The following is a 20064-nucleotide window of genomic DNA, read 5'->3' as shown; positions in this document are numbered from 1 at the left end:
TTTTTGTGGCTGGAAGCTGGTGGCGCTACTCCGGCACAACCAGGGCCGGGGTGTCCTGCTTTAGCGTCTCGCCGCGGAAGAATCCGGGCATCCGCCAGTGCACCACGGCCATGACCACGGCACCCAAAACCAGGATCCCCACGCCGATGACAAAGACCAGGCCCACGCCGAACAGTTGCGAGCCGCTGCCAAATGACGGATCCCAGCTGTCCGCCGCGGTTTGCAGGAACACCACCACCAGCCCCACCCCGCCGAGCAGCGGGAACACGAGCCTGAAGAAGAAGTTCCGCACGCTCTTGAACAAGGAGTGCCGGAAGTACCAGACGCAGGCCAGAGCGGTGATCCCGTAGTAGAAGCAGATCATCAGGCCCAGGGCCTGGATGGTGTCATTGAGCACGTTGTCGCTGAGGTAGCGCATCAGGGCGTAGAAGCCCGCGGAGACCACGCCGGCCGCCACCGTGGCAAACACCGGCGACTGAAAGCGCGGGTTGACGGATGCAAACCGCGAGGGCAACGCCTTGTAGTAGCCCATGGCGAGCAGGCTGCGCGCCGGCGATACAAACGTGGACTGCAGTGATGCGCCGCAACTGGAGAGCACGGCCAGGGACAGCAGGATGGCGAACGGGCCCATGACGGGGCTTGCGATGGCCGTGAACACGTTTTCGGCAATGTCCGGGTTGGTCAGTCCCACCCCGGTGTTGCCAACGCCGGCAAACATGACCACGGCGATCGAGCCCACCACGTAGATGACCAGGACGGCGATGGCGACGATGGCGGCGGCCAGCCCGGACGTCTTCTTCGAGTTGGTGGTTTCCTCGCTCATGGTCAGGCACAGGTCCCAGCCCCAGAAGGAAAAGATGGAAAGGGACAGCCCGGCGGCAAAAGCGGAGAAGCTGCCGATGTCCAGCGGGTTGAACCAGCTCCAGCTGAAGGCCATGGAGGTGGCGGCCTGCCCAGCGGCAACCTTGGAAAACGCCCCGATGACAAACCAGGCCAGGACGCCGAGCTGGAAGGCCACCAGCAGGTACTGCACGCTCTTGGTGGTCTTGACGCCGCGGCTGGAAACCCAGACGGCAGCTGCCACGAACACCAGGCAGGTCAGCACATTGACGGGCTTGTTGGCGGCCAGGCCGGCAATCCATCCCTGGCCTGTCAGCTGGGAAACAAACAGGTAGAAGAAATCCACTGCCACGCCCGCCAGGTTGGAGAGCACAATGATGTTGGCCGCCAGCAGCCCCCACCCGCCCATCCAGCCCACCACGGGGCCAAACGCCTTGGTGACCCAGGTGAAGGTGGTGCCGCTGTCGGGGGAATCGGCGTTGAGTTCCCGGTAGCCCAACGCCACCATGAACATGGGGATGAACCCCACCACGAAAATGGCTGGCAGGTGGGCGCCGATGGCCTGGACCGTGGGTCCCAGCGTGCTGGTGAGCACGTAGGCGGGGGCAATGGTGGAAATACCAATCACGACGACGGCCAGCAGGCCGAGCTGGCCGGCGGCCAGTCCCTTGCCGCCAGGGGAGGGGGACGGCACTGTCCCCCGCGCGGCAACAGTTTTGCCACGCAATTGTGTCTGACTCATGGGGGAGCCTTTCTAGGGAAGCAGCGGTTGTTGCTGCGTGATGCAGTGGATGCCTCCGCCGCGGGCGTACAGTTCGCGGGCGTCAACGCTGACCACCCTGCGGCCCGGGTAGGCGTCGGCGAGGATTTGTTGGGCCGTGGCGTCCATGGGGTCGTCAAAGCTGCAAGCGATTACGCCGCCATTGAGGACAAGGTGGTTGATGTAGCTGTAGTCCACCCACCCCTCGGCGTCGGTGGTGGTTTCCGGGGCAGTGACCTCGATGATGTTCCAGGCCCGGCCCGCGGCGTCCCGTGTGGTGTGCAGGAATTCGATGATTTCGGCCGTGATGGCGAAGTCCGGGTGCTCCGGGTTGTTTTGCCGGTGCACCAGGAGGGTGCCGGGGCGGGGGATGGTGGCCACAATGTCCACGTGTCCGCGGGTGCCGAACCGTTCGGCGTCCCGGGCCAGCCCGCGTGGCAGCCAGATGACGTGCGTGGCGCCGATGGTGCGGGCCAGCTCTGCCTCCACGTCCGCTTTGGACAGCCCGGGGTTGCGGTGCGGGTCCAGCTGCACTGTTTCCGTCACGAGCACCGTGCCTTCGCCGTCCACGTGGATGGCCCCGCCTTCGTTGACCAGCTTCGAGCCAACGCGTTCGGCTCCGGCCAGCCCGGCCACTGCCGTGCCGATCAGTGAGTCCTTGCCCCAGGAGGCCCAGTCCTGGGCGCCCCAGCCGTTGAACACCCAGTCCACGGCACCGAGCCGGGTGCCGCCGTCGTCCGCCTTCCCCACCACAAAGGTGGGGCCGATGTCGCGCATCCAGGCGTCGTCAAGAGGAGCCGTGCGGACCTCGACCTCGGGGGAAAGGTACTGCGCGGCAACTTCCTCGTCGCCGGGCGCCACGATCATGGTCACGGGTTCAAACTCGACGGCGGCGTTGGCCACGGCCGCCCAGCAGCTCCGCGCGGCGTGCGCCTCTTCCGAGGTGTCCCCGAGGGCATAGCCGCCGGGAGGGAAGGCCATCCAGATCCGCTCCTGCGGGGCTGTTTCCGCGGGCATCACCCAGCGCATCAGAGGGCCTTTCCGTAGGGGTGGCCGGCATCGACCGGTTCAAGCAGGCGGCCGTAGGTCTCGGGGCGGCGGGTGGCCAGGAACGGGAAAAGCTCCAGCCAGTCGGCGCGCTGGGCCAGGTCGAGGTCGGCCACCAGCACGGCGGACTCGTCGCGCGGGGCCTGCACCAGGATGCGGCCGTAGGGGTCGGAGATGAAGGAGGAGCCGTAAAACGTGACAGACCCTTCGTTGCCCCAGCGGTTCGGGACCACCATGAACAGTCCGTTGGCGATGCCGTTGCCGACAATCACCTGCTGCCACAGCGGCTGCGTGTCAAATTCCGGGAAGGACGGTTCCGAACCGATCGCCGTGGGGTAGACGAGCAATTCGGCGCCCCCCAGCGAATACATCCGGGCCACCTCGGGGAACCACTCGTCCCAGCAGGTGGGCATGCCCAGCCGGGCGCCGCCCAGTTCCGCGGGCGCATGCACCGCGTAGGCGTCCTCGGCGGCCGGACCAGGACGAAAGAACTTGTCCTCGTAGTAGCCGTCGGTGCGCGGAATGTGCAGCTTGTGGGTCCGCGCCAGCAGCTCGCCTTTCGGGGAGACGAGGATGGAGGTGTTCAGGCCCAGGCCGTCGCCGGCGTCGGCCCTTTGGTAGAGGGATGCGTGAACGCAAATGCCGAAATCGCGGGCGGCCTGGGCGGCAAAAGTGAAGGTCGGGCCGGTCAGGAGGTCTTCCGCCGCTGCGCTCGGGGTTCCTTCAGGGAGGGTGTCGGCCGGGTAGCGGGAAAGTGTGAGTTCCGGCAGGAAGACCACGGCGGCACCGTGGGCGGCGGCCCGGGAGGTGCCATCACGGAGCTCTTCGCGGACAATTGCCGGGTCCGCGTTCCAGCGGTGCTGCACCAGGGCCACGCGGAGCGGCACGGAGTTGTCGCCCTGCGCTGTCCGGGCCCAGGAGACGGGCGGATTGAAGGCTGTCAGTTCAAGCATTTTGCATCCTCGGGGAGATTGGAATCACATAAAACGAATGTTGTTCGTTTTATTATGAATCCAAGTTCCCGGGGCGCGCAAGGGGTTAAACGAATTTAGTTCGTTATCCTTGGAGAAACCTTCCGGAAGGATCCCCATGGCCCGCCCGCTGACCCCCAAGCTCTCCCCCGAACTTATTGCTCGGGCCGCCCTGGCCATGGTGGACGCGAAGGGCGAATTCACGGTTCCCGAACTCGCCAAAAGACTTAAGGTCAGTCCGTCCTCGCTTTACAACCACGTCACGGGCAAGGGCGACATCATTGAGCTCATGCGCGGGGCCGCCGTGGCCCAGATCGACTTGGCCGGCGTCACGGCCGGCGATCCCCACTGGAGCGCAGCCATCCGTGGCATTGCCGTGCAATACAGGAATTCCTATGCCGTGCACCCCCGGCTGATCCCCCTGCTGACGGCGTATTCCGTCCGGGATGCAACCACCATTGGCATGTACAACGTGCTGGCGGAACAATTTGCACGTGCCGGATTCACCCCGGCACGGACCTTGGAAGCCATCACCGTATTGGACAATTACGTGCTTGGTTCGGCCCTGGACGTTGCGGCCCCGGAGGACGTGTGGGACCCCGGGGAAACGGCAGGGCCGTCCCTCCGGGCGGCCCTGGACGCCGGCCTTGGACGTGCTGAACGGGCCGATGAAGCCTTCCTTTTTGGCCTGGACCTGATCATGGCGGGTTTCGAAAGGCTGGCACCTTAACAGCTTTCCTCGGCCATATCCACGGTTGGAGAGGATTGATCTTTTTTCTGGCAGAACTGGATGGGGAGTCGTACAGTGGGAGCACGGTGACTTTGGGGTGAAGTCAGCGGCCCGGGGTTTGCTTCGGGTTTTGGGTGGTCTCCATAGCGGTCTCTAGCAAGTCGGTCTCAGTCGATTCATGGTGGGGGTGAGCGCGGTGGGCGATGGCATTCGGCTATTGCTGACGGGCAACCCTTTGGCGCGCATTATGCGCATCGCCATCGGCGCCGCACTTTTTGCCGCCATCATCATTGTGCTGAACTCCACCGGGGCCTTCGCGGACTCCAATAGGAATGACAAGGCACCGAGTACTTTGTTGGGCCAAGAACATCCGCTGCATGCCGTTTCCTCAGATTCAGGCCCGATTTCGAAACTCCTCCAGCCAATTGCCAATGGCGCCGGCCAGACGATCTCAAACGTTTCTGTTGCCAAGGACGTTGTGAAAGGCGGGGCCCTCACCTCAATTACGGCGCCGGTGGCATCCGTAGCGGAGAGTGTCCTTGCCCCGGTCACGGTGGCCGTTGAACCAGTTTTGGCTCCCGTGGTTACACCGGTGGTTGCGCCAGTAAAGAAGGCCTTGGCGCCGGTGGTGGCCATTGTGGCCCCGGTTGTTTCGCCAGTGGTTACGCCCGTGACAACTGCCCTGGCGCCAGTCATCACACCAGTAGCGGCCGCCGTCGTGCCGGTGGGGCAGGCTGTCCTTCCGGATCTTGTCGCTCCAAGTCCAAACAATCCGCGGACAGCCGTGCCTGCTGCGTCGGCTGCTCCCACGGCTCACTCGACGGACACTTCTTCGATTCCCGCTGAGGGCACCCGCGCTCCGGTTCCAGTTGTTTCGGACGCTGTTGCGGTCTCGCCATTCTCAGCCAGCCCGGCCTTCGCGTCTACAGCTCACGGCCTGCCCGGGACACCCGGCGTTGCCCGTGCCCTGTCGGTTCCGAATCCTTCCAGCCCGGCATGCTCGGCGCCCTTGCCGGACGGGGCTCCCGGTCCGTGCCTGCCTGAGGCAGCCCTGGCAAGTTCAGCCGGTGCCAGTTCATCCGCCGGTGCCTCGGGCGGAGCCGCGGGGTCCGCAGCAAATGAATGCTCGGCGCTTTCCTTCCACGCGGCAGGTGCCGGATCGGCGGATGTAATCGTCGACTGGGCGCTGCCTGCTTCCATGCCCTCCAACCCCGGATCAAGTCCTGACTAGTTGACCCTGTGCCGCTTCGCGTATCCGAATCGGCCACGGTATTTCCTTCGGTTGCATTTGCGATCAAGGTCAAAAATTCAAGTCAGGAGTTGAGCATCATGCACGTGGTTTTTCGCCGATCGCTCTACGGAGCGGTCGTCGCCGGAGGGCTCCTTGCCTTCGGCGTAGGAGCAGCAAGTGCTGCAGACAATCATGATCCGGGACCGGAAGCCGCCAAAACTGGCGTCCTCATCCCGGCGTCCACTGCCTCAAATGGCGGCGGCATCCTCAGCGGAATTCTGGGCCACGGCTCGGAGCTGGGGACGGGTTCAGCGACGGGTTCGGTCCACAATGCTGGGGAGTCCATATCCGGCGTCGTAAATGTTGTGGGCAGGGCAGTGCAGTCAGCAGCCACAGCGGTGCCGGCCAAATCGCTTGCACCGGGCGTTGCTTCCAATGTTGGTGAGGTCCTAAGCGGTGCCCTAGGCAATGGTTCAGGGCCGGGTGCATTGCAGGCGCCGGTTGGAAACATTGGACAAAAGGCGTCAACGGCAGGTCACGCCGTTGAAAATACGCTCCAGGCAGTGGGCTCGCCGTTGCTGGCAGGTCAGGTTTCGCCGCGGGTTCCCGGGACACCGGCGCCCCCTAAGCTGCCTGCTGTTGGGGACCTTGGCAATGGGACGCTGAACGCTCTCCTTGGCGATGGCCAGGGAATTGGTTCAGGTTCTGCTGCAGGTCATGCAGGGACTGTTGGCAAGGCTGTATCCAGCCTGGGTCATGTTGTCGGTGCTACGGCCCGGACAGCATCAGCAACCCTGCCGTCACTGACTACATTGCCCGTTTCGACGACGCTCACGGGTGTTCCAGATGCTTCGGGACTGCCTGGTCTGCCGGGCGTTCCGACGATTCCTTGCGTCCCGACGCTTCCGGTTGATCCTGCGGGGGTTGTTGGGCCGGTTGTTTCCGGTCTTGGCAACACGGCCGGGGGTGTGGTGAAGTCGGCAACGACCGCCTTGCCGTCTTTGGCGACGCTGCCGGGTCTGCCGGGTGTTCCCGGTGCCCCTTCGGTTCCGGGTGTTCCGACTTTGCCGGTTGATCCTGCCGGTGTTGTTGGGCCGTTTGTCTCCGGACTTGGCAACACGGCTGGGGACGTGGTGAAGTCGGCAACGGCTGCACTGCCGTCTTTGGTGACGCTGCCTTCCCTGCCGAATCTGCCTGGCCTGCCGGGTGTTCCGACGCTGCCGGGTCTGCCCGGTGTTCCGTCGGTTCCTGGTGTTCCGACCTTGCCGGTTGATCCTGCGGGGGTTGTTGGGTCGGTTGTTTCGGGTCTTGGTGACACGGCCGGGGATGTAGTAAAGACGGTTACGGCCGCACTGCCGTCCTTGGTGACGCTGCCGAGTCTGCCGGGCCTGCCGGGTGTTCCGGCTTTGCCGGGTCTGCCGGGTGTTCCGTCGGTTCCGGGTGTTCCGGGTGTTCCGACGCTGCCGGTTGATCCTGCGGGGCTTGTTGGGCCGGTTGTTTCCGGTCTTGGCGACACGGCCGGGGACGTGGTGAAGTCGGTCACTGCCGCCTTGCCTTCCCTGGCGACGCTGCCGAATCTGCCTGGCCTGCCGGGTGTTCCGTCTTTGCCTGGCCTGCCGGGTGTTCCGACTTTGCCGGGCCTGCCGGGTATTCCGACTTTGCCGAGCCTGCCGGGTGTTCCGTCGGTTCCTGGTGTTCCGACCCTGCCGGTTGATCCGGCGGGTGTTGTTGGGCCGGTTGTCTCGGGACTTGGCAACACGGCCGGCGTTGTTGGGCCGGTTGTTTCGGGTCTTGGCGACACGGCTGGGGATGTGGTGAAGACGGTCACTGCCGCCTTGCCGTCCTTGGCGACGCTGCCGAATCTGCCGGGCCTGCCGGGTGTTCCGACGCTGCCGGGCCTGCCGGGTGTTCCGACGCTGCCGGGCCTGCCGGGTGTTCCGACGCTGCCGGTTGATCCTGCCGGTGTTGTTGGGCCGGTTGTTTCGGGTCTTGGCGACACGGCCGGGGACGTGGTGAAGACGGCAACGTCTGCGCTGCCTTCCCTGGCGACGCTGCCGAATCTGCCTGGCCTGCCGGGTGTTCCGGCTTTGCCGGGTCTGCCGGGTGTTCCGACTTTGCCGGGTCTGCCTGGTGTTCCGTCGGTTCCTGGTGTTCCAACCCTGCCGGTTGATCCTGCGGGGGTTGTTGGGCCGGTTGTTTCGGGTCTTGGTGACACGGCCGGGGATGCGGTGAAGACGGTTACGGCCGCACTGCCGTCCTTGGTGACGCTGCCGGGTGTCCCGTCCTTGCCCGGTGTTCCTGCGGGGGTTGTTGGGCCGGTTGTTTCGGTTCTTGGTGACACGGCTGGGGATGTGGTGAAGACGGCAACGTCTGCGCTGCCGTCCTTGGTGACGCTGCCGAGTCTGCCGGGCCTGACGGGTGTTCCGGCTTTGCCGGGTCTGCCTGGTGTTCCGTCGGTTCCTGGTGTTCCGACCCTGCCGGTTGATCTGGCCGGTGTTGTTGGGCCGGTTGTTTCGGGTCTTGGCGACACGGCTGGGGATTTGGTGAAGACGGTCACGGCTGTCCTGCCGTCCTTGGCGACGCTGCCGAATTTGCCGGGTCTGCCTGGTGTTCCGACCCTTCCGGTTGATCCTGCCGGTGTTGTTGGGCCGGTTGTTTCCGGTCTTGGCGACACGGTTGGGGATGTGGTGAAGTCGGTGACGGCTGCCCTGCCGTCCTTGGCGAAGCTGCCGGGCCTGCCGGGTGTTCCGAACCTGCCGGGCCTGCCGGGTGTTCCGTCGGTTCCTGGTGTTCCGACGCTGCCAGGCCTACCTGCTGTGCCGGGTGTTTCTGCTGGTAATGGTGGATTGGTGAATGTTGGTTCGCTTGCTGTTCCGGTGAATGCTTCCGGAACTTCGGTGGCTGTTTTGGGGAGCGTGACCGGCAGCAATGCGCCGGCCACGAACACCACGACGACACCTGCCGCACCAGCCACTCCGACGACCCCGGTGGCCCCGGGTACGCCTGGTGACGCTGCTGTGCCGGGTGTTTCTGCAGGTAATGGTGGATTGGTGAATGTTGGTTCGCTTGCTGTTCCGGTGAATGCTTCCGGAACTTCGGTGGCTGTTTTGGGGAGCGTGGCGGGCAATAATGCGCCGGCCACGAACACCACGACGACGCCGGGCACGCCTGCCGCACCCGCCATGCCGACGACCCCGGTGACCCCGGGAACGCCGGTTGTTCCTGCTGTGCCGGGTGTTTCTGCCGGTAACGGTGGTGTTGTGAATGTTGGTTCGGTTGCTGTTCCGGTGGTTGTTCCCGTGAGTGCTTCGGGAATCCCGGTGGCTGTTTTGGGGAGCGTGGCGGGCAATAATGCGCCAGCCACGAACACCACAACGACACCGGGCACGCCTGCAGCACCTGTCACGCCGGTGACTCCTGGCACCCCTGTCACGCCTGGCACTCCTGGCACGCCGCTGACGCCAGGAACCCTGGTGAACCCGGGTACGTCCAGCCAGCTTGGCGCAGCCGGTCACCTCATGGCACTGGGTGCTTCCCCAACCGTTGTTGACGCAACCGCGCCCACAGCGCTGGCCAGCACGGGACTGGGAATCTGGCCCGTGTATGTCGGATCATTCTTCGTGTTTATTGGAGGTCTTGCCCTGATCATGCTGCGACGGTTCATCTACCTGGAACCTGCTGCCAAGTGATGCATTAGTCATGGAAGGTGCCCGGCATGCCAGCGAACCATCGGTTCCCTTGCATGCCGGGCACCTTTGTGTGCCGCAAAATAACACGCCAACAGGATCCATCAAGCGTTCTGGCCAGAGCCGAATCGGACTGGAAGGAGCTTCGCAGTCTCGGGTCCGTCCCGTCAGGCCGGGGGAGACAGCCGCCGCACGGACAGGGCAAGCCACAGCTGGACCCTGTCTGGTGTTACGGCTGGATCGTAGCCGGTGAGCTCGGCAATCTGCGTTAACCGGTAACGGACCGTGTTCCGGTGCAGCGTCAGGGCATCGGCCACGGCCGCCACAGAACCGTTCAACCGCAAGTACGATTCCAACGTTTCCATCAGCTCCGCACCATGGGCGGAATCAAAGGCCACCAAGGGACCCAGCGCCTCCGCGGCCATGTCCGCCATCGGCACGTCCTCGCTGGCCAACAGGAGCGACGTAAGGCTCAGCCGTTCCGGCACGTTGACATCAAGGCCCCTCGTGGCGGCTTCACGAGCCTCAAAGTAGCTCCAGCGCAGCCCGTTGGCCTGGGAATATGCGCCGCCGATGCCCACCGGGGCCACTATGCCGACGTCGTGCATCTGTCGGCTCAGTGCCCGCCCAAGTACGGCAGGATCTCCCAGCTGGGACGGGACAATCAACAGCAGTTCGTTGTGCTCTCCCGTCTTGACCACTGCGGCGACAGTGGATTCCAGCTCCGGCGGCAGCGTCATGGCGGACAGTGTGGTGAATTTTTCCTCTTCTGCGTGGACCAGCAGCACAAAGTTCTTTGCAGCCGGGTTCACGTGCAGATTCTCCAGCCGGGCAGTGGCGTCAGCTGCCTCCAGGGTGCCGCGCACGATGTCGGCAAGAACCTGTCCTGCTATTTGGCGTGCCGTGTGGCGGCGCTGGACCAGGTTGTTCAGCTCAATGCTGATCAACCCCCGGGCATAATCCACAATGCCGTCGTCCTGGAAAGGCTTGCGCAGCCACAAGGTGCTGGCATCGCGCTTGCCGGTGGACAGGGCCACGGCGTGCCACTCCTCGCCGGGGCCGGTGCCGGGGGCAGTGGAAAACACCTCACCTCCGTATTGGGTGATCATAAGGTCCGCGGCGACCATGGCGGCAAGCTTGCGCAGCAGTGCGGGCAGCCCGCCCCCGGTCAGCAGCGAGCGGGCCAGCACCTGGTGTTCACGCAGCAGCCTCTCCAACTTGCTGTAGTGGTCAGAGGAACGGGCATCCGCCACAAGCTTGCCGATGGCAATGAACGGCGTGCTGTAAGGGACCTCCACCACAGGGACGGCCCAGCGGTTCGCCTCCGCAATCAAGGCCGGCGGCACAGTTTCGTGTTCAAAGCCAATGCCAAAGCCGATTCCGACGGCGCCAGCCCGCCGGATCTGCCGGACAAAGGAACGCTGGGCATCCGCGGTGCCTTGCCTGGCCCCTGTGGTGAGCACCAGTTCGCCGCCACTCAAGAACGCCTGCGGATTTTCCAGCTCAGTCACGGCCACCCAGTCAATGGGCGTGGTCAGCGGCGTCCGCACAGAACCCATGTTCTTCAGCGACAGGGCGGGGACAGTCAGCAGGTCAGCCAGGGAAAGTGCCATGTGACAACTATACAAACGCACTACAAGTTCAGGGGGCAGTGGTGCAAACGGCCATTCTCGTTCCGAGGCTGCGGGGCTTAGGCTCTCCTTAAGCGGAAATGAAAGCCGCGTCACACTCACAGCTAGCTAAAGAGGTTGAACACTGTGGTCCAAACCTTGCAGAACTTCATCAACGGCGTTTTTGTGCCTGTCACGGGCACCGAGTCCCTGGACATCATCAACCCCACCAACGGGGAAGTTGTTGCGAAGGCACCGATCTCCAGCCAAGCTGATGTTGACGCAGCAATGGACGCTGCCGCTGCCGCCTTCAAGACATGGAAGCACTCCACGCCGAGCCAGCGCCAGGCGGTCCTGCTCAAGCTGGCGGATGCCATCGAGGCCCGCAGCGACGAACTGGTGGAGGCGCAGCACCGGAACACGGGCCAGGTCAAGCAGATGATCGCCGATGAGGAAGTTGGTGCCGGTGCGGACCAGTTCCGTTTCTTTGCCGGTGCCGCGCGCCTGCTCGAGGGCCGGTCGGCCGGCGAGTACATGGAAAACTTCACCTCCTACGTGCGCCGCGAGCCCGTGGGCGTGGTGGCCCAGGTGACGCCGTGGAACTACCCGTTCCTGATGCTTGTTTGGAAGATCGGCCCGGCCCTGGCCGCCGGCAACACCATTGTGCTCAAGCCCAGCGACACCACTCCGGAGAGCACGCTCGTGTTCGCGGACATCGCCAAGGACATCCTGCCCGCCGGCGTGCTCAACATCGTGCTGGGCAACGGCGCTACGGGGGCCTCCATGGTGGACCACAAGACCCCGGCCATGGTGTCAATCACCGGCTCCGTGCGCGCCGGCATCGCAGTTGCCAGCGGGGCAGCCAAGGGTCTCAAGCGCGCCCACCTGGAACTCGGCGGCAAGGCTCCCGCCATTGTCTTTGCCGACGCCAACCTGGGCAGGACGGCCCAGGAAATTGCGGAATTCTCCTTCTTCAATGCCGGCCAGGACTGCACCGCCATCACCCGGGTGCTGGTGGAGGAGTCAGCCCACGACGAATTCGTTGCCGCCCTGGCCACGGCCTCCAAGGGCCTGGAAACGGGCAACGCGGATGAGTCCAAGAACTACTTTGGCCCGCTGAACAACGTCAACCACTTCAACGCCGTCGTCAAGGTTGTTGAAAGCATTCCCGAGTACGCCACGGTGGTCACCGGCGGCAAGCGTGTGGGGGAAAAGGGCTTCTTCTTTGAGCCCACCGTGGTGGACGGCGTCAAGCAGACGGATGACATCGTGCAGAAGGAAACCTTCGGCCCCGTCATCACCGTCCAGACGTTCAAGACCGAGGAAGAAGCCGTCGGGATGGCGAACGACGTCGAGTACGCCCTGGCCTCCAGCGTCTGGACCTCCAACCACGGGGTGGCCATGCGCGTCTCCCGCGACCTTGATTTTGGCGCGGTGTGGATCAACACCCACATCATGCTCACCGCCGAGATGCCCCACGGCGGCTTCAAGCAGTCCGGCTACGGCAAGGACCTCTCGATCTACGGCGTCGAGGACTACACCCGCATCAAGCACGTCATGAGCAACCTGGACGCGTAAGCGCCCCCAGCTATTTTGCAACTACATTTTGAAAGGTCAACCCATGTCTGAAATCCACTACCGGCTCGAGCAAAAGCGGCACCTGAGCGGCTCGTTCCCCGGCCCCAAGTCAGCCGCCCTCGACGCCCGCCGCAAGGCCGTGGTTGCCGGGGGAGTCGCCTCCAGCGTGCCGGTGTACGTGGCCGACGCCGACGGCGGCATCATCACCGATGTTGACGGCAACTCCTTCATCGACCTTGGTTCGGGCATTGCCGTCACCACCGTCGGCGCCTCTGACGAAAACGTGGTTGACGCCGTCCGCGAGCAGGTGGGCCACTTTACGCACACCTGCTTCATGGTCACCCCGTACGAAAGCTACGTGGCCGTCGCCGAGGAACTGAACGCATTGACCCCCGGCACCCACGAGAAGCGCACCGTGCTGTTCAACTCCGGCGCGGAAGCCGTGGAGAACGCCGTCAAGGTGGCCCGCCTGGCCACCGGCCGCGACGCCATCGTCGCCTTCGACCACGCCTACCACGGCCGCACCAACCTCACCATGGCGCTCACCGCCAAGGCCATGCCGTACAAGACGAACTTCGGCCCGTTCGCCCCGGAGATCTACCGCGTGCCCATGAGCTACCCGTACCGCGAGGAATCCGACATCAAGGGCGAGGAGGCCGCACGCCGCGCCATCACCATGATCGAGAAGCAGATCGGGGCCTCCTCCGTGGCCGGCATCCTGATCGAGCCGATCCAGGGCGAGGGCGGCTTCATTGTCCCGGCTGACGGCTTCCTGCCCACCCTGGCCGCCTGGGCCAAGGAAAACGGCGTGGTCTTCATTGCCGACGAAGTCCAGTCCGGCTTCTGCCGCACCGGCGAATGGTTCGCTTCCCAGCATGAGGGGGTTGTCCCCGACATCATCACCATGGCCAAGGGCATTGGCGGCGGGCTCCCGCTCTCCGCCATCACCGGCCGCGCCGACCTCATGGATGCCGTGCACCCCGGCGGCCTCGGCGGCACCTACGGCGGCAACCCCGTTGCCTGCGCTGCGTCGCTCGCCGCCATCAAGGCCATGAAGGACTACGACCTCAACGGCCGCGCCCAGAACATCGAGAAGATCGTCACTGACCGCTTTGCGGCCCTTGTCGAGGAACTGGGCGAGGCCGGCATCATCGGCGAAATCCGCGGCCGCGGCGCCATGATGGCGATCGAGCTGGTCAAGCCGGGCACCGCGCACACCACCAAGGAAGTGAACGCGGAGGCCGCCAAGGCCATCGCCGCCGCCTGCCTGCAGTCCGGCGTCATCATCCTCACCTGCGGCACCTACGGCAACGTCATCCGCCTCCTCCCGCCGCTGGTCATCACCGACGAGCTCCTCAACGACGGCCTCGACGTGCTCTGCACTGCCGTCCGCAAGGCAGCCTAGAGTCAATGCCTTGGCTGCAAGGCCAAGCACGACGGCGGCACCCCGGTCCGGCTTTTGGCCAGACCGGGGTGCCGCTTGCGTTTTTTTTGGCCCGGATGAATGCCGGGCTATGCTGGGGCCAGTTTTCCTGGACGCAGCGATGGGGGCAGGTATGGAAGCGAACGACATAGATCCGCGGTATCCAGCGGAATACCAACGTGGCGGGGACTCGCTGCCCCGGGTGCTGCAACCGCCACCTGCGGCACGTCTGGCAGAGCCCCCTGCAGCACCCCCGGCAGAGGTGGGCGAATCGGTGTCCGAACCGGCCGGCGTCGGGCATGAACTGGAGCCGGAGGCACCGGAATCCTGGGACGAGGGTGGACCGGCGGAGGCAAGCGGGACTGTGCCGGTTGCTTCCCAGCTGGTGCCGTGGACTGTGAAGACGTGGCTTTTTGGCCTGGGGGCCGGCATCGCTGTGACCTTGCTCGGCCTGCTGTGCCTGCTCCCCAGGACTGCGCCCGCACTGGACATAGCTGCCTCCAACTACATTTTGGTGACGCTGTTCTTTCCCCTGACCGACAAGGTGCTGGCCCTTGGCCCGTTTCTTGTCATCGCCGGGCTGGGCATGCTGGTGCTCATGCTGCTTGCGGGGGCGCCGCGCCATCCGCGGGCGTCTCCGTGGCTTCGAAGCGGGGCCGCCCTGGTGGCGGTGGCGGCGCTGGTGGCCGCGGGGCTGTCCCTCTTCGCCGTCACCATGCGTCCCGAACTGCTGTTGCAAATTTTCGGCGGTCCCGACGGCACACCCGCCAGCTATCCCTGGATTCAGCTGACCTACCTTGCCACCGTGCCCCTGGAACTTTTTGGTTTGTTCACCGTGGCATTCCTGGCCATTTTCCGCCCCAACGGCAGCGCGAGGAACGTGCCGTCCGCGGGGCGGGCGGCGGGCACGGGCGCTGCCTTCCTGGCAGCCGCAGCGGTGACCTATTACACCCCACAGATCTTCACCGGGGCGCTCGTGGAACGCACCTTCACGAGTGGCTCCTCCAGCATGCAGTTGACACCCTGGCCCATCACGCTGGTCCAGGTGGGCCCTTACTTCCTGTTGGTCGGGCTGGCGGCCTTGCTGCTGGCCTTGTTTCTCCGCCTGACCACGCCGTCCGTGGACCACGGCCCCGCGCCGGCGGAGGACGCCGACGAGTTCGGATGACCGTTGGGCCTCGCCGGTAGAGTAGGGGCGATCGCCGCCGGCACATTCGCCGGTTTTGCCAACGACCTGTTTCCCGAAGTCGTGCTTGGGGCCTATGGTTCCGTGGCCTCTCAGCGGGGTGCCATGCGTCCGGACCTGCCGTGGACCCAGGCCGTGCAGCCCATCAGCGTTTGGGGCGCAATTGGTTGGGCTCCTCTGGGCTGCCGGCTTGTTCGTGGCTCCCCGGCTGGGGCAGGGCAATGGTTCGATGGCGAATCCGGAGTCTCCCTTTGGCCGCCCCGTCTGCATTTAAGGCCGCCCGCGCCGGGTCAATAACGTGCCGGGTCAATAACCCGCAGCGGCGGGCAGGCCAAAGTACTGCTCCAGGGTTCGGTAGCCGCGATAGTGCATGTCCCTCGCCGCGCGGAGGCCGATGTAGCGCAGGTGCCAGGGCTCGTAGGTGTACCCGGTAATGGAGTTGTAGCCGTTGGGGTAGCGGACGATGAAGCCGTACCGCCAGGCGTTGGCCGCGGCAAACTGCCCGGCCGGCGTGCCGGCAAAGCAGGCCTGCAAGGCGCAGGCGCCATTCGGGTTCCCGATGTCCAGGGCCAGGCCAGTCTGGTGTTCGCTGTAACCGGGACGGGCTGAAATGGTGTCTGCCACGGTCCTCCCGTAGATCGAGACATAGTAGTTGTAGAGGCTGGCCTGTGAGGCGTAGGAGCGGAATCCGCTGACGGTGGTGACCGGCACGCCCGCGGCAGCTGCACCACGGATCAGCAGGGCCATCTGGTTCGCGGCTTCACGGCGCAGCAGCTGCGAACCCACGTACACGAGGTCTGCCGGCGTGTTATTGATGGGCGAGTTGGGGCGCTGTTTGTTGACCACCACGCCCACGCTATTTTGGCTGGGCGTCACGCTGACGCCAACCCCGGAAGTCCAGCGGATGTTGCCGCCGAGGAATTGCTGTACATAGCTGCGGGGGACACCCGCGCAGGCCTCGTCGCTGGTCGGGTAGCCCAGGGGGCTGAGCTCATACCCCATCTGGACCCATTTGCTGCCGATGGCGCCGTAGGCCGCGTGCGCGCCCACGCTGGACTGCCAGTAAATGAAGCCGCCCTGGTAACTTTGCACGCAGCCGTGGGAGATGAGGGCGCAGTTTTCATCCGTTATCGGATACCCCAGGGATCCCCACTCCCGGTTGTAGGCGGCCCAACGCCCCGCAATGGCGCCACGGGTGATGTGGGCCCCGCTCCCGGAGGACCAGTAAATGCTGCCGCCGCGGAACGCCTGGTAGCAGCCGCCTTTCACCAGCCCGCAGCGCAGCACATTCAGGGCCGGCCCCAATGGTCCGGACGCGCCCCCGGCTGCACTGTATTTCGCTGCAATGGCACCATTGTCCGGGGTTGCTGCTGATGCTGCCTCCACCCCGCCCAATGAGGAGGCCAGCATGGCGAGCACCACTGCCCCAGCGCTCAGCAATTGCCTGAATTTCATGGCGGACCTGCTTTTTATCCAGAATGAGTTGGTGGTTTGACCCTAGACCCGGCATGCCGGGGACACAATGACGAATTGTGCCCGGGGGAACGCCGTCGGGCATCCTTTTCGCTTGGGCCTGGCCGCTGTACAGTCAGTGCTACGAACGCCCCGGAAGCACAGCGTAGTGCGGGGCCCACCGAAGGGTTGAGCGCATGAAATATGTAGTTGGATACCGTCCGGACGAACGTGGCGCCGATGCCATCGCACTGGCAGGGGTCATCGCAAAGACTCAGGGCGCCGAACTGCACCTGGTCCACGTGGTCCACGGCGGCAGGCAGGATGGCGAGGGGCTGGAAAAGACAGCGCGCGCCCTGGTGCCGGATGACGTTTCTGCCACCTTTTCCAGACGTACAGCGGAGTCCTACGTCCACGGCCTCATCGACGCTGCCAGGGAGGACGACGCCGCCCTCATCGTGGTGGGCGCGGCCAGCAACGGCTTGTTCAAGCGGTTCACGGTGGGCTCCGTGGCCAACGGCCTGCTGCATGCCTCATCTGTGCCCGTGGCCCTCGCGCCCCGCGGCTACAACCGCCGCGACCCCCTCACCCGCCTCACCGTCATGACCGGGGTGCGCGAGGGCTGGCAGGCCGTGCTTGACGTCGGAACCACCGCGGCCGGGCGCCGCAATGTGCCGCTGCGGCTGGTATCGCTTGTGGAGATCGACCAGCTTGAACAGGAGAATTTTGACCTGGACCACGCCCTGAGCCCCGCGCGCCAGCACGTGAACACCGTGCTGGCCGAGGCTGCCGCGAAACTGCCGCAGGACTCGGTCACAGTCACCTTGGCCCACGGCCGAAACATTGAGGAAGCCGTGGACGGGATTGGCTGGAAGTCCGGCGAGCTGGTGGTGGTCGGTTCCAGCCGCCTGGCCGAAAACCACAAGATCTTCCTCGGCTCCACGGCGAACAAGATCCTGCGCTCGCTTCCCGTGCCCATGGTGGTGGTACCCCGGGACTTCGGGGAGCAGGGGATCTAGGCGGCCCGGCGCTGCGTTACGGCTCCAGGAACGCGTCGCTGAAGAGGAGCTGCAGGCCCTCGGCCATGGTGGGGTGGGCTATGACAGCGTCGCGGAGCCGCTGGTAGGGCAGCCTGCCGAGCATGGCCAGCTGGACCACTGCGATCACCTCACTTGACTCGTGGCCGAGCAGGGAAACGCCCAGTATCTGGTCCGTTTCCCGCTCCACCACGGCCTTCCACATGCCCTCAAGCTGTCCCACCGTGCGGGCGCGGGGAATGGCTGCGACCGGCATTTTCGCGATGCGCACGTCATGGCCTGCCGACCTGGCTTCTGCCTCGTTCAGCCCCACGCGGCCCAGTTCGGGCGTGGTGAAAACGCAGTACGGGATCAGCCGGTCCCGGGTGCTGAGCAGCGTCCCGGCCGGGGAGGCAGCCAAGTTGGACTTCAAAATCCGGTAGTCGTTCCAGGAGGCGTGGGTGAATTGCGGCGTCCCGGCCACATCCCCTGCCGCCCAGACGCCTTCCGCCGTGGTGTGCAGGAATTCATCCACCCGCACCAGCCCGGAATCATTAAGCTCGACGCCGGCCGCGTCAAGTCCCAGCGCGCCCGTCACCGGTGTGCGCCCCACTGCCACGAGAATCTCCTCAGCCTCCACAGTGGTTCCGTCGGAGAGGGCCAGGGCCACGGCGCGGCCGGTGCCGTCACTGCCGCCGGCGCCGTTCCGGCGGGAGGCCGAAGTGGCCGTCACACCCATACGCAAGGTCACGCCGTCGGCCTCCAGGGCTTTCGCGACGGCGGCGCTGACGTCCGCATCCTCCCGGGGCAGCAATGTGTCCCTGCGCTGCACCACGGTGACGGCAACGCCCATGATGGAAAGCATGGAGGCGAACTCGCAGCCGATGTAGCCGCCGCCCAGAATGATGATGCTGCGCGGCAGCGATTCCAGGGCCAGGATGGACGTGCTGGTCAGGGGTTCCGCCGCGCGAAGTCCCGGGATGTCGGGCACAAAGGGGACCATGCCGGTGTTGACCACCACCTTGGTTCCCCGGAGCAGGCGGCGGGTGCCGGCGTCGTCCGTCACCTCAACCGTGCGGGGCGCAGTGAAGCGCGCCTGGCCGATGACCAGGTCCATGCCGGAGCCCAGGAAGGACTTTCGCTGCCCGGCCACCATGGTGCCCACCACGTCCTCCTTGCGGGCGCGGAGCAAGTCGATGTCGACGGCGGGGGAGCCGGGCAGCGTGATGCCAAATTCCGCGGCTCGCCGGGCAACGGACAGCAGCCGGGCACTGTTGACCAGCGTCTTGGTGGGGATGCAGGCCACGTTGATGCACGTGCCGCCGATCATGCCGCGCTCCACCATGGCCACGCGCTGGCCGGCGGCTGCCAGGTCCATGGCGAGCGACTTGCCGGCCTTGCCCCCGCCAACCACCAGCAGGTCCAGCTCTTCGATCTCCATGTGCGGGGCCTTTCGTCGTTGGAACGCGGATGTCAGGCGGTGGCGGCCTTGCGAAGGCGCGAGGTGTGCCGGTAGTGGCCCAGCGAATCCGCAGTGAGGATCACCAATGCGAGCCAGACTATGCCAAAACCAATCCAGCGGTCGAGCCCCATGTGTTCGCCGAGGAAAATGATGGCAACGACAAATTGGAGCAGGGGGGCCACATACTGCAGCAGGCCAATGGTGGTCATGGGCAGGCGCCGGGCGGACGCGCCAAAAAACAGCAGCGGCACCGCAGTGACAACGCCGGTGGAGGCCATGAGCCAGAAGTGGCCGGCCCCCAGCCCGGTCAGCGTGGCCTGGCCTGCCCCGGCCAGCACAGCCATGGTGACAACGGCAAAGGGGGCCAGGACGGCTGTCTCCACGCTCAGGCTGGTGAGGGCGTCCACCCTGCCGCCCACCCGGTTCTTCACAAAGCCGTAAACGCCGAAGCTGAAGGCGAGGACCAGGGCAATCCACGGCAGCTTGCCGTAGCTGACCGTCAGTACGGCGACGGCGGCGAATCCGACCCCAACGGCTATCCACTGGAGGGGGCGCAGCTTTTCCTTCAGCACCACCACGCCCAGCAGGACGGAGACCAGGGGGTTGATGAAGTAGCCCAGGGAGGCCTCGATGGCGTTGCCGTTTGTCACGGCAAATACGTAGGTGAGCCAGTTGATGACAATGAGGAAGCCGGCAATGGCCAGGGGGACAAAGATGCGGGGATTCCGCACGGCTGCGCCGATCTTGCCCCAGCCTCGCGTCACGGTGATGACCAGGGCGCAGAAGATCACGGACCACACGACGCGGTTGGCCACGATCTCCAGGCTGTTCGCCGGCATCAGCCAGATGAAGTAGATGGGGAGCATGCCCCACAGGCCGTACGCGCCAAAACCGTAGAGCATGCCGGTGGCCGTCTCAGACCTTCCCCGTCCCTTTTTTGGAGTGCCGGAAGCACGGTTCTGCGGACGGGCGGGCGCGGTGGGTTCGGGGGCTTGGCTTAGAGGCACAAGGCCAATAACAACACGCCAGGGGGCAATATTCCATGTCCACCGGGCAAAGAGTGGACGTTTCG

The 20064-nt window shown here is 65.1% G+C and carries 14 protein-coding genes; 6 read left to right on the top strand and 8 right to left on the bottom strand.

Features of this window, described 5'->3' with window-relative positions; all coding sequences use genetic code 11:
* Nucleotides 1–25: 25 nt before the first annotated feature.
* From G6N77_RS16235 to G6N77_RS16225, 3 genes are read right to left on the bottom strand one after another with little or no spacing between them, the layout of a single operon-like run.
* The gene (locus G6N77_RS16235) at nt 26–1582 is read right to left on the bottom strand and encodes an APC family permease (RefSeq protein WP_165183217.1); all 1557 of its coding nucleotides are present in this window, start codon (nt 1580–1582) and stop codon (nt 26–28) included.
* Nucleotides 1583–1594: 12 nt separating this feature from the next.
* Entirely contained in the window at nt 1595–2629 is a 1035-nt protein-coding gene (locus G6N77_RS16230; protein WP_165183216.1) for an agmatine deiminase family protein, read from the bottom strand.
* Entirely contained in the window at nt 2629–3600 is a 972-nt protein-coding gene (locus G6N77_RS16225) for a nitrilase-related carbon-nitrogen hydrolase (protein ID WP_165183215.1), read from the bottom strand. The genes G6N77_RS16230 and G6N77_RS16225 overlap by 1 nt, the downstream gene beginning before the upstream one ends.
* Nucleotides 3601–3736: 136 nt before the next feature.
* Here G6N77_RS16225 and G6N77_RS16220 point away from each other — a divergent pair, with 136 nt between their 5' ends.
* Nucleotides 3737–4348 carry a TetR/AcrR family transcriptional regulator C-terminal domain-containing protein gene (locus G6N77_RS16220; protein ID WP_165183214.1) on the top strand — a complete coding sequence of 204 codons (612 nt, stop codon included), beginning with the start codon at nt 3737–3739 and terminating at the stop codon, nt 4346–4348.
* 930 nt (nt 4349–5278) lie between these two features.
* Here the strand turns inward: G6N77_RS16220 and G6N77_RS16215 are convergent.
* Nucleotides 5279–5548, bottom strand: a complete 270-nt coding sequence (locus G6N77_RS16215; protein ID WP_165183213.1) for a hypothetical protein — start codon at nt 5546–5548, stop codon at nt 5279–5281.
* A 39-nt stretch (nt 5549–5587) separates the two neighbouring features.
* Between G6N77_RS16215 and G6N77_RS19990 the strand changes: the two genes are divergently transcribed.
* Complete coding sequence (locus G6N77_RS19990; RefSeq protein WP_240902327.1) at nt 5588–9268, top strand: hypothetical protein; 3681 nt, start codon at nt 5588–5590, stop codon at nt 9266–9268.
* A 164-nt stretch (nt 9269–9432) separates the two neighbouring features.
* Here G6N77_RS19990 and G6N77_RS16200 read toward each other — a convergent pair whose 3' ends face one another.
* Entirely contained in the window at nt 9433–10878 is a 1446-nt protein-coding gene (locus G6N77_RS16200; RefSeq protein WP_165183210.1) for a PucR family transcriptional regulator, read from the bottom strand.
* Nucleotides 10879–11022: 144 nt separating this feature from the next.
* On the opposite strand from G6N77_RS16200, the gene G6N77_RS16195 reads away from it, so the two are divergent.
* From G6N77_RS16195 to G6N77_RS16185, 3 genes are all read left to right on the top strand, one after another.
* The gene (locus G6N77_RS16195; protein WP_165183209.1) at nt 11023–12453 is read left to right on the top strand and encodes a gamma-aminobutyraldehyde dehydrogenase; all 1431 of its coding nucleotides are present in this window, start codon (nt 11023–11025) and stop codon (nt 12451–12453) included.
* 43 nt (nt 12454–12496) lie between these two features.
* Entirely contained in the window at nt 12497–13858 is a 1362-nt protein-coding gene (gene gabT / locus G6N77_RS16190) for a 4-aminobutyrate--2-oxoglutarate transaminase (protein ID WP_165183208.1), read from the top strand.
* 151 nt (nt 13859–14009) lie between these two features.
* Nucleotides 14010–15044: a hypothetical protein gene (locus tag G6N77_RS16185; RefSeq protein WP_165183207.1), complete on the top strand. Its 1035-nt coding sequence runs from the start codon at nt 14010–14012 to the stop codon at nt 15042–15044.
* Between the two features lie 324 nt (nt 15045–15368).
* Here G6N77_RS16185 and G6N77_RS16180 read toward each other — a convergent pair whose 3' ends face one another.
* The gene (locus G6N77_RS16180) at nt 15369–16517 is read right to left on the bottom strand and encodes a D-alanyl-D-alanine carboxypeptidase family protein (protein ID WP_165183206.1); all 1149 of its coding nucleotides are present in this window, start codon (nt 16515–16517) and stop codon (nt 15369–15371) included.
* 194 nt (nt 16518–16711) lie between these two features.
* Here G6N77_RS16180 and G6N77_RS16175 point away from each other — a divergent pair, with 194 nt between their 5' ends.
* A complete protein-coding gene (locus G6N77_RS16175; RefSeq protein ID WP_165183205.1) occupies nt 16712–17533 on the top strand; it encodes a universal stress protein in 822 nt (273 codons plus the stop codon).
* Nucleotides 17534–17549: 16 nt separating this feature from the next.
* Here G6N77_RS16175 and G6N77_RS16170 read toward each other — a convergent pair whose 3' ends face one another.
* Nucleotides 17550–18971 carry a dihydrolipoyl dehydrogenase family protein gene (locus G6N77_RS16170; RefSeq protein WP_165183204.1) on the bottom strand — a complete coding sequence of 474 codons (1422 nt, stop codon included), beginning with the start codon at nt 18969–18971 and terminating at the stop codon, nt 17550–17552.
* 32 nt (nt 18972–19003) lie between these two features.
* On the bottom strand, nt 19004–20008 hold the full coding sequence (gene rarD, locus G6N77_RS16165; protein ID WP_370875266.1) for an EamA family transporter RarD: 1005 nt from the start codon (nt 20006–20008) through the stop codon (nt 19004–19006).
* Nucleotides 20009–20064 lie beyond the last annotated feature (56 nt).

It is taken from the genome of Arthrobacter silviterrae (genome assembly GCF_011045165.1).
Classification (GTDB): domain Bacteria; phylum Actinomycetota; class Actinomycetes; order Actinomycetales; family Micrococcaceae; genus Specibacter; species Specibacter silviterrae.
Note: the sequence above shows the minus strand (reverse complement) of the source record. Positions and strands in the feature narration are given on the sequence as shown.

Coding starts and splice junctions, on each gene's coding strand:
- G6N77_RS16235 (WP_165183217.1), bottom strand. CDS start 1,582: ATGAGTCAGACACAATTGCGTGGCAAAACTGTTGCCGCGCGGGGGACA.
- G6N77_RS16230 (WP_165183216.1), bottom strand. CDS start 2,629: ATGCGCTGGGTGATGCCCGCGGAAACAGCCCCGCAGGAGCGGATCTGG.
- G6N77_RS16225 (WP_165183215.1), bottom strand. CDS start 3,600: ATGCTTGAACTGACAGCCTTCAATCCGCCCGTCTCCTGGGCCCGGACA.
- G6N77_RS16220 (WP_165183214.1), top strand. CDS start 3,737: ATGGCCCGCCCGCTGACCCCCAAGCTCTCCCCCGAACTTATTGCTCGG.
- G6N77_RS16215 (WP_165183213.1), bottom strand. CDS start 5,548: ATGGAAGCAGGCAGCGCCCAGTCGACGATTACATCCGCCGATCCGGCA.
- G6N77_RS16200 (WP_165183210.1), bottom strand. CDS start 10,878: ATGGCACTTTCCCTGGCTGACCTGCTGACTGTCCCCGCCCTGTCGCTG.
- gabT (WP_165183208.1), top strand. CDS start 12,497: ATGTCTGAAATCCACTACCGGCTCGAGCAAAAGCGGCACCTGAGCGGC.
- G6N77_RS16185 (WP_165183207.1), top strand. CDS start 14,010: ATGGAAGCGAACGACATAGATCCGCGGTATCCAGCGGAATACCAACGT.
- G6N77_RS16180 (WP_165183206.1), bottom strand. CDS start 16,517: ATGAAATTCAGGCAATTGCTGAGCGCTGGGGCAGTGGTGCTCGCCATG.
- G6N77_RS16175 (WP_165183205.1), top strand. CDS start 16,712: ATGAAATATGTAGTTGGATACCGTCCGGACGAACGTGGCGCCGATGCC.
- G6N77_RS16170 (WP_165183204.1), bottom strand. CDS start 18,971: ATGGAGATCGAAGAGCTGGACCTGCTGGTGGTTGGCGGGGGCAAGGCC.